The organism is Marivivens sp. ABH4_498, assembly GCF_056160585.1.
The window spans coordinates 66,432-79,329 of record NZ_JBSWXL010000010.1 but is presented as its reverse complement, the minus strand read 5'-3'; the positions used below and the strand labels follow the sequence as shown (position 1 = coordinate 79,329).

Annotated in this window: 11 protein-coding genes and 1 pseudogene; 7 read left to right on the top strand and 5 right to left on the bottom strand. The window is 56.6% G+C overall.

All coding sequences use genetic code 11. The features are described from left to right. Positions 1-179 precede the first annotated feature (179 nt). Together ACXAGA_RS15995 and ACXAGA_RS15990 are read right to left on the bottom strand one after the other, a co-directional pair. Positions 180-290: pseudogene (locus ACXAGA_RS15995) on the bottom strand (transposase); the annotation flags it as partial. 107 nt (positions 291-397) lie between these two features. Beyond that, complete coding sequence (locus ACXAGA_RS15990; RefSeq protein WP_475118470.1) at positions 398-1,345, bottom strand: DMT family transporter; 948 nt, start codon at positions 1,343-1,345, stop codon at positions 398-400. 155 nt (positions 1,346-1,500) lie between these two features. Here ACXAGA_RS15990 and ACXAGA_RS15985 point away from each other — a divergent pair, with 155 nt between their 5' ends. Beyond that, on the top strand, positions 1,501-1,830 hold the full coding sequence (locus tag ACXAGA_RS15985) for an ArsR/SmtB family transcription factor (protein WP_475118469.1): 330 nt from the start codon (positions 1,501-1,503) through the stop codon (positions 1,828-1,830). Positions 1,831-2,181: 351 nt separating this feature from the next. On the opposite strand, the gene ACXAGA_RS15980 is transcribed toward ACXAGA_RS15985, so the two are convergent. Continuing rightward, positions 2,182-3,180, bottom strand: coding sequence for an IS66 family transposase (locus tag ACXAGA_RS15980; protein WP_475118468.1), 999 nt, complete (start codon positions 3,178-3,180; stop codon positions 2,182-2,184). Between the two features lie 37 nt (positions 3,181-3,217). Next, entirely contained in the window at positions 3,218-3,619 is a 402-nt protein-coding gene (gene tnpB, locus ACXAGA_RS15975) for an IS66 family insertion sequence element accessory protein TnpB (RefSeq protein ID WP_475118471.1), read from the bottom strand. A gap of 1,079 nt (positions 3,620-4,698) precedes the next feature. On the opposite strand from tnpB, the gene ACXAGA_RS15970 reads away from it, so the two are divergent. Then, a complete protein-coding gene (locus ACXAGA_RS15970) occupies positions 4,699-5,061 on the top strand; it encodes an RpiB/LacA/LacB family sugar-phosphate isomerase (protein ID WP_475118467.1) in 363 nt (120 codons plus the stop codon). 182 nt (positions 5,062-5,243) lie between these two features. Here the strand turns inward: ACXAGA_RS15970 and ACXAGA_RS15965 are convergent, their stop codons facing one another. Further along, a complete protein-coding gene (locus ACXAGA_RS15965) occupies positions 5,244-6,161 on the bottom strand; it encodes a LysR family transcriptional regulator (RefSeq protein ID WP_475118466.1) in 918 nt (305 codons plus the stop codon). Positions 6,162-6,328: 167 nt separating this feature from the next. Between ACXAGA_RS15965 and chvE the strand changes: the two genes are divergently transcribed. The 5 genes from chvE to ACXAGA_RS15940 all read left to right on the top strand — a co-directional run bounded on the left by chvE (position 6,329) and on the right by ACXAGA_RS15940 (position 12,896). Continuing rightward, positions 6,329-7,381 carry a multiple monosaccharide ABC transporter substrate-binding protein gene (chvE, locus tag ACXAGA_RS15960; RefSeq protein ID WP_475118465.1) on the top strand — a complete coding sequence of 351 codons (1,053 nt, stop codon included), beginning with the start codon at positions 6,329-6,331 and terminating at the stop codon, positions 7,379-7,381. A gap of 72 nt (positions 7,382-7,453) precedes the next feature. Next, positions 7,454-8,971 carry a multiple monosaccharide ABC transporter ATP-binding protein gene (gene mmsA, locus ACXAGA_RS15955; protein ID WP_475118464.1) on the top strand — a complete coding sequence of 506 codons (1,518 nt, stop codon included), beginning with the start codon at positions 7,454-7,456 and terminating at the stop codon, positions 8,969-8,971. A gap of 12 nt (positions 8,972-8,983) precedes the next feature. Then, a complete protein-coding gene (gene mmsB / locus ACXAGA_RS15950; RefSeq protein WP_475118463.1) occupies positions 8,984-10,198 on the top strand; it encodes a multiple monosaccharide ABC transporter permease in 1,215 nt (404 codons plus the stop codon). A gap of 23 nt (positions 10,199-10,221) precedes the next feature. Beyond that, positions 10,222-11,967 (top strand): L-arabinonate dehydratase, encoded by a 1,746-nt coding sequence (araD, locus tag ACXAGA_RS15945; RefSeq protein WP_475118462.1) that lies wholly within the window; start codon positions 10,222-10,224, stop codon positions 11,965-11,967. Further along, a complete protein-coding gene (locus ACXAGA_RS15940) occupies positions 11,967-12,896 on the top strand; it encodes a Gfo/Idh/MocA family protein (RefSeq protein ID WP_475118461.1) in 930 nt (309 codons plus the stop codon). The genes araD and ACXAGA_RS15940 overlap by 1 nt, the downstream gene beginning before the upstream one ends. Positions 12,897-12,898: the final 2 nt, after the last annotated feature.

Below are 12,898 nucleotides of genomic sequence, written 5' to 3'. Positions count from 1 at the left end.
GGAATTTTGCCGAACGCGAATTTCGCGGGAATAGGCGCGCCGTTCGCCCAATCTTTGATTTCCAGTTTCATTTTGTATCTCCGAAATGTTGAATTTCAAGAGAACGCTAAATCAAAGGTCCAAGCAGTACTGCCCGTTCGGGATCAGAAAATATCGAAATCCGATCAATGTGGACGAATTGTCGCCGAGCTGATCCCGTGCTCCCGGCACACATCCGTCGTCGCCACGCCGCTCTCCTGCTGCTTCAGAATCGGGATGATCCGAACTTCGCTGAACCGTGATCTCTTCATTCTATCCGTCTCCTTCGTTGGGACGGACTCTACCTCAAGATGGAGGAGGAAACGGGTCTCAGGTCAGCGACAACGACCGTTTGTGCGCGAGTTTTTATGCGTAGTTCCTATCTTCCTGCCATATCCGCGACGGCACCGCGCCGAGACAGCAGCTTTGGGTTGGCAATGGCAAGCACAGACACGAGGATCAGCGCGCAGCCGACTACAGCGGCGACAGTTGGAACCTCAGCGAAGAATGCTACGCCCACGATAATCCCAAACACCGGCTGTAAAGCGAGGAGATTGTTTGTGAAAACGCCCTTAAGCTGCGGAATGGCGTAGTTGGTGCTTAGAAGGAAACCGATATTCGCGAGCCCGGCGACAACACCGATGCCGAAGAGATATGGCGTGAGGCCTGGCATGCGTCCCGTCCAGAGGCTCCATGCGGTGGCGGCGAGCGCCATGACAAATCCGGCGACGAGGAGCATGAGGAACGTTGTCTCGTAGTTGGTTAGATGGGGCGACTGCCACTTCCGCGCGAGGATGCCCCAAGACATGAACAGCGTTGCCAAAAGCGCACAAAGCATCGGCCAGTCCAGTGTCAGGCCAATCGCTGCACCTGCGCCGGTCCCGGCGAGGATCGTGAGAGCTGCACCGACGAAGGCGAGCGTTACGAACATCCCATCCCGAAGGGACATTCGCTCTCCAAACATCAGAACACTCAGAACGGCGGGAGTTGGAAGGGCCATGATCACGGCGGCGGAGGCGTAGTTGCCCTCCACGAAAGCAACGGTTCCTAGAGAAATCGCGATCACGAACATCGCGACGGCACGCGCGGCCGTCAGGCGAAGGTCCGACCTCGGTGCGGTGCGAAACTTGCCCAGGTCGATGACCCGCCAGCAGACAACGAGCAGGACAACCGCTCCCATCAGCGAGCGAAGCGCGACTTGTTCAACCACAGTCAGGCCCACGGCCAGTTCCCGCGCGAAAACACCCATGATCGAGCCGATGAATGCTGCACCGACCAGCGCGAGCATGGGGAGTGTTTTGCTAGGTTCGGGTGCTGTCTTTTCCATACGGGCCTCGATGTCGGATACTAGCGAAGCGCAGGTTTCGCCCTTGCGCCTCGCTCCAAAACGACTCATATAGTCACTTAGCGAAGTATAAATGTAAAGAGGTGATCATCGGAGCGCGCTACGCTCGCACTGAACCACCCATGGGAAGTTCCTCGATGTCAGAAAAGATCATCATCGTAGATCGGGCCACCCAGATCAAAGCGCTGTCCAGCGAAGTGCGGATGAAGGTGCTGCGGCTTCTGGGCGACCCGAAAGGCAATTTCCCCGATCAATGGTCCGCAGACCCGGCCACGGAAGGTGTGTGCATGTCACTGATCGCGGACGCCATCGGGGTGGCCCAACCGACCGCCAGCCGCCATCTCGATATCCTGCGGCAGGCGCGCTTTGTCACCGTAACTCGCATTGGCAAATGGGGGCACTGCAAGCGCGACGACCTGGCGATCCGCGACTACCTCACTTGGGTCGAGAAGGAGTTAGAGCTGTAGGTCCTACGACTCTTTCGTCTTGCAGCCGGACTATCGACTGCCGTTCGTATGCAATCTGTTGCGCAAACCAGCGGTTGCGCATGTCTGAGCCGGGTCAGAAGCCGTCCAGAACCTTGCCACACTCACCGGAAGTCTTTGACGAACGGAATCGCTGGCCCTGCTTGGCGTAGGGACGCGGACAGAATCCACCGTTTTGGGCCACCCCGTTCCCACGATAGATCGCAACTGCCTCAGACCATCGCAGATGACACGCGAAGGTTACGTCTTGTAAGATCACGCTATAACATATTTTTTTGGAAGATTTCGTGACCGTCCGGTTATGGCGCTCTGACACTGCCATGGCGCAGCCTGTTACGCTGCCCTGGCAGCGTAACGCCAGGGCAGCAGCTCGTCGAGACGCGTGATCTTATGGTCGGCGATACGGGTGAGCACCCAAGTCAGCCAGGCTTGAGGGTCGACGCCGTTCATCTTGGCGGTTTCGATCAGGGCATAGCGGATGGCCTTGGCCAGCTCGGATTTGCCGGGAATGCGGGTCAGTTGCGCCGCAAGCCAGACTTCGAGATCATCGAGGATCGGTTTTGCCCGGGATTGGCGCTGCCGAACACGGTCTGCTGGCGGCAATCCTCGGGCGTCCTTTTCCACGGCGTATAGCTCGGCGATGCGCCGGATCGCTTCCTCGGCCATTTGCAGGCCCTGAGACTGGAAGACATCCACGAACTTGCGGCGGATGTGGGCCATGCAGGCGACCTCGCTGATCGTGCCGGATCGGTAGAGGTCGTTGAATCCGGCGTAGCCATCGGCATGCATCCAGCCCTTGTAGCTGGTCAGATGCGCCGAAGGATGCTCGCCTCTGCGGTTTGTCGTGAACTGATACCAGACGGCGGGCGGATCACCCCCAACCCAAGGGCGCTCATCGCGCACATAAGTCCAGACCCGCGCGGTAGCGCATTTGCCTTTTGCCTGCATCTTGATCGGGGTGACATCTTCGGAGATTGTCCGCAGCCTGCCGCCGCATTTGCACGCCTCGCCGGGGCTCAGCACCTGATCGAACCGAGGCAGCTCCGGCGGCAAAGGTTTACGCTTCGGTTTGGCCTTCGGTTGTTCGTCGGTAGCATCGGAGGCGGGCTTTGGCGCATCATGCGCCGCCGCCGTTTCTTCCTCTTCCAGCTTCAGCTGAAGGTGGTCCATGCTCTCGGATTTTGAGCCGAACCTATGCCGGTTGTGCCCCGCAAGCTGGTGTTCCAGCTTGGCGATCCTGAGCGCCTGCGCCTTCACCAGATCGAGCAAACTCTCTGCCGTCTCGCGGAGTTCGCCGGGGTCGGCAGGCAGTATCTTGGGCGCATCCAACATGGCGAAGTTATACCCCGGCCATATCGGAATGTGAATCCTACAGCTCTGGATTTGTTGGTAAATTACCGGCGGTCAGAGGCGTCCATGTCTTCTGCGGCAAGCGCCAGTCGATCTCCTCCAGCAGCATCGACAACTGCGCAGGCGTCACGCTGATCTTGCCGCCCTTTGCAGCAGGCCAGACAAAGCGCCCGCGCTCCAGGCGCTTCGAGAACAGGCACGCTCGATGACCATCCCACCAGACAATCTTCAGCAGATCGCCACGGCGTCCACGAAACACGAACAGGTGTCCTGAGAACGGGTCTTCCTGCAAAATCTTCTCGGCCAGGGCAGACAGTCCGTTGAAGCCTTTGCGCATGTCCGTGACCCCAGCCGCCAGCCAGTTCATGCGCGCGGGAACCGGAATCCCGAAGCCAGATGAAAACCAGGTTGGTGTTGACATCATAGCGAATGACCTGCCCCCTGCGTGTCCCTCATTTATAACGAGAGTCTGCAGGTTGGATCTGGGTATTTGGCTTCCCCGTCTGACGCAAGCGCGCCGGGCGCGGAGCAGCCATCGAACGGGCCGAAAATGCTGCGCAATTGTTCCAATAACCGCTTTTGGGGAGGCTGCGGCGCGGCGGAGCGTGGTTGCATGAATGTCCGCAAAAGGGCTGGAAGTTGTACTGTCTTTTTCGCGCGATTGGTCGGGTTTTGAGTTTGATTTGCGAAAAGCGCGGTGTGGTCGATGGCGTGGGTGCGTCTAGGAGGTGGATTTTAGCCTCGGAGGGTGGGGTGGTTGGGTTTTTGCCTCCTTGGGGTGGTCACGACCTGTGGTCGCGCTTCTAGCGGTTGTTTTTTGAGGTGGGGCTGGCCGTGTTTGAGTTAGCCGAAAGTCCAGAGTTAGCAGCGAAGAGTTTGGGGTACGTTGGTCTGAACGTTCATTGCCTTGAAGCCTTTGCGGCGGGCAGGCGTTCAATCGCCACTCGGGCTGTGATTGATTATAATAGCACTGCGTTATTCTTATTCGATTTGGTCATTTGGGCTGAAAGAGAATTTGACACACATCATGCACCGTTGTGCGAAATCTGTAACGCGCTGATTTTAATTACAAAATTGGCGTTTTATGTCAATTTGTGCTGAGGAAAAGTTTATGCATTTGTTTTCAATAGTTTAGGTTGTTCTGGCCCAACCTTGGCCCAGCTGTGGGCGGTGCCGCATTATAGCTACTAGTGCTGTTGTGGATTGCGTTAGGATGTCTTTAAATTAACATAATCTACATTACGCTAACATACACGCATAATTCAACATCTAAACTGTTATCTGGGACGCGCCATCTGGATCCGACCGTTTTCGGTACGCCCCCGCCAAAAGCGCAGCAATGTTCAACAAGGCAATCAGTACGCCACTTACCGTGTCCGACGCAGACCGCGCATGATCGAACTGTGTCTCGACAAGGTGATGTTCTCATAAGAACTTTTCCCCGTCGCGCCGCAGGAAAAGGGTCATTATTAGGCCGAAGTCTGTTGAGACATTCCCGAAGTGATCGAAGATAGCGAAGCTTTCTATGCAAACCTGTCAGATTACGTAGGCAGTGCAGTGATCGACGGGACCTACGACCGCGCCATTTTGGTTTGCGGCACAGGCATCGGCGTTTGCCTTGCCGCGAACAAAGTGCCCGGCATTCGCGCCGCACAAACGCACGACACCTATTCCGCGTCCAAGGCAGCAACATCCAACAACGCACAAATCATCACGATGGGTGCCCGCGTGATCGGAGCTGAATTGGCCAAAGATATCGCGCTGGCATATCTACATGCGTCGTTTGATCCGAACGGCCGGTCCGCATCGAACGTGGCTGCCATCGATAGTGTTGATGCAAAATACCATTCAGACGCACGATAAATCATTGGTTGGTCAGGGGCTACCCTGACCAACTCGAACGGCCTTTTGGCGATCCCTTTTCGCTCGATTTCAACTGGGTGAATTTCCACAGAAAACCGTCAGGCACCCGCTGGTCCATTCATGTTCGACAAAATCCATTCTCTGCACAGTTAGGGCTGTTAAGCCTGTATCCCAGCCTCTGGTTAGATTTCCGCCAGAACCTGTTCGTAGTATAGATTTGCCGCAGGCGTCATTTCGCGGGTCTGGTCCCGAATGATGAAATAGGGCGATACGGCGATCTGGTCGGCGGTATCAATCACCCGTAGTTTCGCCCCCAGAACATCGCTAGTCATCAACCCGACCACCTCGTCGGTCAAAGGCGCGATCATTTCAGAACCCTTAAGCAGAGCCAGAGCAATCAACAGTGACGACGAGTTCACCACCTGTTTGGGCGGCGGCAGACCTGCGGTATAAAACGCGACTTCAACGGCCTCGCGGATCGGAGAGCCGCGCTCTTGCATGATCCACGGATAGCGCGACATTTCCTGCAACGTCACGTTTGATTGGTCCAGCAATGGGTGTGTGTTATTGACCAGCAGCCGCACCTGTTCGGTGCGCGCAGGATGGACATGCAGGTCACGGCTGTCATGGGTCGCGGGGACACGCGCCATCACAAAATCAAACCGGCCTTCGTCCAGTCCGCGCACCAATTCGACTGATGGGGCCACATCAATCGTTACGGAAATATTTGGGGCACGGTCACGTAGGGCCTCCATCGCAGGTATCAGGACCCCAACAGCCGGCCCTGTCACGGCGCCGATGCGCACTTCGCCCGCGACACCCGTAGCCAAGGCAACGATCTCTTTTTCCAAATTGTCGAGACCCGCCAACACGATTCTGGCGTGTTTGATGAAAACCTCGCCCGTTGGCGTGGCCTTCATTCCCTTTGGCGTGCGTTTGAAAATCGGGGCTCCGCAGCGGCGTTCGATATCGCTTAGGATCCGTGAGGCGGCGGGTTGCGTCATGTTCAAAATTGTGGCCGCGATCTGCAACTGCCCAACCTCGTGTATTTTCAGCAAAAGTTCGAGGTGACCAGGTTTGAGCGTGCGTACGAATTGCATGGCGCCACTTCCTATACCATTTTTGATATACAATACGTGGATATGTTCATTTTACAGTGATGTAAACTTTCTTCTATTCATCGTCCTGACCAAAGGAGATGGTCACCACTTATATTCGGATCCACCGTGCAGGGAATTGGAGCGCATGGATCCACTGGGAGGAAAGTATGAAGTTCAAAACCATCCTGACCGCGGCAACCGCGGCCATTGCTTTTGCGTCGGTCGCATACGCGGACGGCCTAGTTGGCATTGCTATGCCTACGAAATCCTCGGCTCGCTGGATTGCGGACGGTGACAACATGGTCCGAGAGCTGGAAGCCGCAGGCTATACCGCCGATCTGCAATACGCAGAAGACGACATCCCCAACCAACTGGCGCAAATCGAAAACATGATCACTAAAGGCGTGGACGCGCTTGTGATTGCGGCCATTGACGGCACCACCCTATCCAACGCGCTGGAAAACGCAGCCGCGGCTGGCGTCGCGGTTATCGCCTATGACCGCCTGATCCGCGACAGTGGCGATGTCGACTATTACGCGACATTCGACAATTTCAAAGTGGGTGTGCAGCAGGCGACATCTTTGGTCGAAGGCCTAAGCGCCCAGTTTGGCGATGGCCCTTACAACGTTGAACTATTCGGCGGGTCGCCCGACGATAACAACGCGTATTTCTTCTATGATGGGGCGATGTCTGTCCTGCAGCCGCTGATCGACGACGGCACCATTGTGATCCAATCCGGCCAGATGGGCATGGACAAGGTGGGCACCCTTCGTTGGGACGGCGCTGTGGCGCAGGCGCGTATGGATAACATCCTATCCGCCAATTACACCGACCAAAACGTCCACGGTGTTCTGTCGCCATATGACGGTCTGTCCATCGGCATCCTGTCGTCGCTCAAGGGCGTCGGTTACGGTTCGGGCGATCTGGAAATGCCCATCGTTTCGGGTCAAGACGCCGAAGTGCAGTCGGTTAAATCGATCCTAGAGGGCGAACAATATTCGACCATCTTCAAAGACACCCGCGAGTTGGCAAAAGTCACCGTTGAAATGGTGAACGCTGTTCTTGCTGGTACCGAACCTGTGATCAATGACACCACCACCTATGACAATGGCGTCAAGGTCGTGCCGTCCTTCCTGCTAGAGCCCGTCGCCGTCGACGCCTCGAACTGGGAAGAGATCCTGATCGGCTCGGGCTACTACACCGAAGACCAGATCAAGTAACCAATCCCTCCCGGACCCGCCTGACGTTTTTGCGATTGGGCGGGTCTGTCTAACGTTCGGAAAGAGGTCAAAATGACCGCGCTTCTTGAAATGCGTTCCATCACGAAAGAGTTCCCCGGCGTCAAAGCGTTGGATCAGGTGAACCTTACTGTCGCCGAGGGTGAAATCCACGCGATCTGCGGCGAAAACGGCGCAGGTAAATCCACCCTGATGAAGGTGCTGTCGGGCGTTTACCCCGCAGGCACTTATGATGGGGAAATCCATTACGACGGCGCGCTTGCGCAGTTTCGCGGCATCCGCGACAGCGAAGATCGCGGCGTCATCATCATCCACCAAGAGCTCGCTCTGGTGCCTCAGCTATCGATTGCTGAAAACATCTTTTTGGGCAATGAAACCGCCAAAGGTGGCGTGATCAATTGGCACGAGGCCAACCGCCGCACCGAAGAGCTGTTGCGCAAAGTGGGGCTAAAGGAAAGCCCGACAACGCTGATCGACAGCCTTGGCGTTGGCAAACAACAACTGGTCGAAATCGCCAAAGCGCTGTCGAAGGATGTAAAGCTGTTGATCCTGGATGAACCAACAGCGGCGCTTCAGGAAAACGACTCTCAAAAGTTGTTGGACCTGATGCTGGAACTAAAGGCGCAGGGCGTCACGTCTATCATCATCTCGCACAAACTGGGCGAAGTGCGCTATGTCGCTGACACCGTGACGGTCATCCGAGACGGCATGTCGGTCTCCACTCTGGACGCGAAACAGGGCCTGTCCGAAGACGACATCGTGCGCGACATGGTCGGCCGTAATATGTCCGACCGTTACCCCGATCGCAACCGCGTGGCGGGCAAGATGCTGATGGAAATAGAAAACTGGAACGTCTGGCACCCCGAACATGCCGAACGTCAGGTGATCAAGAATATTTCAATGAACGTGCGCGCAGGCGAAGTCGTTGGCATCGCGGGTCTAATGGGATCGGGCCGCACCGAACTGGCCATGTCGGTTTTCGGCAAAAGCTATGGGCGCGGCACCACGGGCACTGTCAAATTGCACGGAAAACCTGTGGACGTGTCCAGCGTGCCCCGCGCCATTCAGGCAGGGCTGGCCTATGTGACCGAAGACCGAAAACACCTAGGCCTTGTTCTAGATGAAACCATCCGGTTCAACACGACGCTGGCGAAACTGGACAACGTGTCCAAAGCGGGAGTTTTGGACAGCCACGAAGAAACGGCCGTGGCGGAAAAATACCGCAAAGCGTTACGCACCCGCACGCCTTCGGTTTTTCAGCAGGTCGGCAACTTGTCGGGCGGCAACCAGCAAAAGGTGGTGCTGGCCAAATGGCTAAACACCGCGCCCGAAGTCCTGATCCTGGACGAACCGACACGCGGGATCGACGTGGGCGCGAAATACGAAATTTACGCGATCATCAATGAACTGTCGGCGGCGGGCAAAGGGGTCGTGATGATCTCGTCGGAAATGCCCGAACTGCTGGGCATGTGCGACCGCATCTATGTGATGAACGAAGGCGCATTTGTGGGCGAACTGCCCGCGAATGAAGCCAGCCAAGAGCGCATCATGTCGCTCATCGTCAATGAATAAGGGACTGGGGAAATGACGACGAACACTCAAAAAGGGATCAAAGCCCATTTGGCGGGCCACATGCGCGACTACGGTCTGCTGTTTGCGCTGATCGCTATCATGGCATTTTTCCAGATCGTGACGAACGGCACGCTGATGCGCCCTGTAAACATCACCAACCTGTTCCTTCAGAACAGTTACATTATCATCATGGCGCTAGGCATGCTGATCGTCATTGTGGCGGGGCATATCGACCTGTCGGTCGGTTCGGTCATGGGGTTTGTCGGCGCATTAGCCGCTGTTCTAATTGTCGAACAGAACCTGCCCGTTCCTGTGACCATGGCAATTTGCCTTGTGGTCGGCGGCGTGATCGGTGCGGCGCAGGGGTATTTTGTAGCGTTTTGGCGCATCCCGTCCTTTATCGTGACGCTTGCCGGTATGCTGGTTTTTCGTGGGCTGTCTTTGTGGCTACTAGAAGGCCAATCCGTTGGCCCTTTCCCAAAGGAATTTCAGATCCTGTCGACGGGTTTTGTCGGCGACATATTCCCTGCCGCTTGGGGTGACGGGCTGGCGCAGCTGTTTGGCGCGCGCAAATTCAATGTATTGTGTTTGATGATCGGACTGATCGCTGCGGCTGCCGTAGTGCAGATGGGCCTGAAAACACGTGCCCGCAATGCCCAATACGGTATCGACGATGAACCTGCAGGGCTGTTCTGGGGCCGCACTGCCATCGTGTCCGCCGCTATCATCTTTTTGATGTTCAAACTGTCGACTTTCCGCGGTCTGCCAAACGTGGTCGTGACCATGGGTATTCTGATCTTGGTTTACGCTTTTATCACGTCGCGCACCGTTATCGGACGCCGCATCTATGCGCTTGGCGGCAATGAAAAGGCGGCAAAGCTGTCGGGCATCAAAACCGAACGCCTGACGTTCCTTGCCTTTGTCAATATGGGCGTTCTGGCCGCGCTTGCCGGGATGATCTTTGCAGCCCGTTTGAACACCGCGACACCCAAAGCAGGCTTTGCGTTAGAGCTAGATGTGATCGCCGCTGTCTTTATCGGCGGGGCTTCGATGTCGGGCGGTTCGGGCAAAATTATAGGCGCGGTTGTCGGGGCGTTCATCATGGGCGTCATGAACAACGGCATGTCCATCATGGGCATCGGTATCGACTACCAACAGGTGATCAAAGGTCTGGTGCTTCTCGCTGCCGTTTTCTTTGACGTCTACAACAAAAACAAACAGGCCTAAGCCTGAAGGGAAGGACAAGTCAGATGGCTTTCAAACCCGCACAATGGCCCCGCAAACTGCGTTCGCAGGAATGGTATGGTGGGAATTCGCGCGATACGATCTATCATCGCGGCTGGCTGAAAAATCAGGGCTACCCGCATGACCTGTTCGACGGACGCCCGATTATCGGCATTCTGAACACATTTTCAGAGCTGTCGCCCTGTAACGGATCGCACCTAAAAGAACTGGCCGAAAAGATCAAAGCAGGCATCTGGGAAGCAGGCGGATTTCCCGTTGAAGTACCCGTATTCTCAGCCTCGGAAAACACCTTTCGGCCCTCGGCCATGATGTTCCGTAATTTGGCCGCCCTATCGATCGAAGAAACCATCCGAGGACAACCGATGGACGGCGCCGTCTTGATGGTCGGCTGTGACAAAACCACGCCGTCCTTGATGATGGCGGCAGCGTCCTGCGATATCCCGTCGATCGTCGTCACGGGTGGGCCGATGCTGAATGGGTATTACAAAGGCGAACGTGTCGGGTCAGGCACGCACCTGTGGAAATTCTCAGAAGCGGTCAAAGCGGGCGAGATGTCACAAGAAGAGTTCCTAGAGGCCGAAGGTTCAATGTCCCGTTCGACGGGCACCTGCAACACGATGGGCACGGCATCGACCATGGCGTCGATGGCGGAATCTTTGGGCATGGCGCTGTCGGGCAACGCGGCCATTCCAGCCGTGGACAGTCGCCGCCGTGTCATCGCGCAAATGTCGGGACGCCGCATTGTGCAAATGGTCAAAGACGACCTGAAACCGTCCGATATCATGACCAAAGACGCGTTCGAAAACGCAATCCGCACCAACGCCGCTATCGGGGGGTCCACTAACGCTGTGATCCACCTGTTGGCCATGGCGGGCCGTGTCGGGGTTGATTTGACGCTAGAGGATTGGGACCGCTGCGGGCGCGAGGTCCCGACGATCGTCAACCTCATGCCTTCGGGCAAATACCTGATGGAAGAATTCTTTTACGCGGGCGGCCTGCCCGTGGTTCTAAAACGACTGGGCGAAGGTGGGCTGCTGCACAAAGACGCGCTGACCGTAACGGGCTCTTCTATCTGGGACGAAGTCAAAGACGCGCAAAACCACAACGAAGATGTGATCCTGCCCACCGATCAGGCGCTGACCCAATCGGGCGGTATTGTCGTGGTCAAAGGCAACCTTGCCCCCAAGGGCGCTGTGCTGAAACCTTCGGCGGCAACGCCTGAATTGTTGCAGCACCGTGGCCGCGCCGTGGTGTTCGAAGACATCGACGACTACAAAGCCAAAATCAATGACCCCGATCTGGATATCGACGAAACCTGCATCATGGTCATGAAAAACTGCGGCCCCAAAGGCTATCCGGGCATGGCAGAGGTCGGCAATATGGGCCTACCGCCCAAAATTCTGCAAAAGGGCATCACCGATATGGTCCGCATTTCTGATGCGCGCATGTCGGGTACCGCCTATGGCACCGTGGTCTTGCACACCTCGCCCGAAGCCGCCGCAGGCGGGCCGCTGGCGGTGGTGCAAAACGGTGACTTTATCGAACTTGATGTGGCGGGTCGTCGCCTGCATCTAGACATCCCCGATGCCGAACTGCAGGCGCGCCTGGCCCAATGGCAACCTCTCGGCGGTGCACCCAAAAGCGGTTATGCGTGGCTGCATCAGCAACACGTCGAAGGCGCCGATACGGGCGCCGACCTAGATTTTTTAAAGGGATGCCGCGGCAATGACGTAGGAAAGGATAGCCATTGATGGATATCGCTCTTATCGGCATCGGCAAAATCGCCCGCGACCAGCACGTTCCTGCCTTGGCGGCCTCTTCTGATTTTACGCTATCGGCCACCGTTTCGCGCCACGGGACAGTGGACGGAGTGGAACACTTTGGCGACATCGATGCGCTGCTTGCGGCGCGCGACGATATCCGCGTAGTTTCCCTATGCCTGCCGCCCGTACCGCGTTTTGAAACCGCGGCCAAGGCGCTGCGTGCCGGCCGTCATGTGATGCTGGAAAAACCGCCGGGGGCGACGCTGGCGGAGTGCCATACATTAGAAAAAATCGCCCGTGATAATGGCGTTTCTTTATACGCGACTTGGCATTCACGCGAAGCGGCCAAAGTCGCCGCAGCCAAAGCGTGGCTAGCGGATAAAACCCTAACCCAGCTGACCGTGACATGGAAAGAAGACGTACGCCGCTGGCATCCGGGTCAAGACTGGATTTGGCAACCAGGCGGCATGGGCGTCTTTGATCCCGGTATCAACGCGCTGTCGATTGTAACCGAAATATTGCCCCATGACATTCACCTAGCGGATGCGCATCTGATGGTGCCCGAAAACTGCCAAACCCCGATTGCCGCCGATCTGACGTTTGTTCACCCACAAGGCGCGCAGGTCACGGCCAATTTCGATTTCCGCCAAACGGGGGATCAAATCTGGTCCATCACGGCGGTTACGACCGATGGCACGCTAACCCTGCATGACGGCGGCGCGCGGATCGAAATTGATGGCACAGCCGCAGCGATTACAGACGACAATCCCCTGTCGGGTGAATACCCGCGCCTCTACGCCAATATGGCCCAGCTGATTACCCGCGGCGGGATCAACATGGACCTGCGTCCGATGATCCACGTGTGTGACGCCCTGTCGTTGGGCCGCCGCACCTGCGTCGCGCCGTTCATCGAATAATC

Coding starts and splice junctions, on each gene's coding strand:
- ACXAGA_RS15985 (WP_475118469.1), top strand. CDS start 1,501: ATGTCAGAAAAGATCATCATCGTAGATCGGGCCACCCAGATCAAAGCG.
- mmsA (WP_475118464.1), top strand. CDS start 7,454: ATGACCGCGCTTCTTGAAATGCGTTCCATCACGAAAGAGTTCCCCGGC.
- araD (WP_475118462.1), top strand. CDS start 10,222: ATGGCTTTCAAACCCGCACAATGGCCCCGCAAACTGCGTTCGCAGGAA.
- mmsB (WP_475118463.1), top strand. CDS start 8,984: ATGACGACGAACACTCAAAAAGGGATCAAAGCCCATTTGGCGGGCCAC.
- ACXAGA_RS15940 (WP_475118461.1), top strand. CDS start 11,967: ATGGATATCGCTCTTATCGGCATCGGCAAAATCGCCCGCGACCAGCAC.
- chvE (WP_475118465.1), top strand. CDS start 6,329: ATGAAGTTCAAAACCATCCTGACCGCGGCAACCGCGGCCATTGCTTTT.
- ACXAGA_RS15990 (WP_475118470.1), bottom strand. CDS start 1,345: ATGGAAAAGACAGCACCCGAACCTAGCAAAACACTCCCCATGCTCGCG.
- ACXAGA_RS15980 (WP_475118468.1), bottom strand. CDS start 3,180: ATGTTGGATGCGCCCAAGATACTGCCTGCCGACCCCGGCGAACTCCGC.
- tnpB (WP_475118471.1), bottom strand. CDS start 3,619: ATGTCAACACCAACCTGGTTTTCATCTGGCTTCGGGATTCCGGTTCCC.
- ACXAGA_RS15965 (WP_475118466.1), bottom strand. CDS start 6,161: ATGCAATTCGTACGCACGCTCAAACCTGGTCACCTCGAACTTTTGCTG.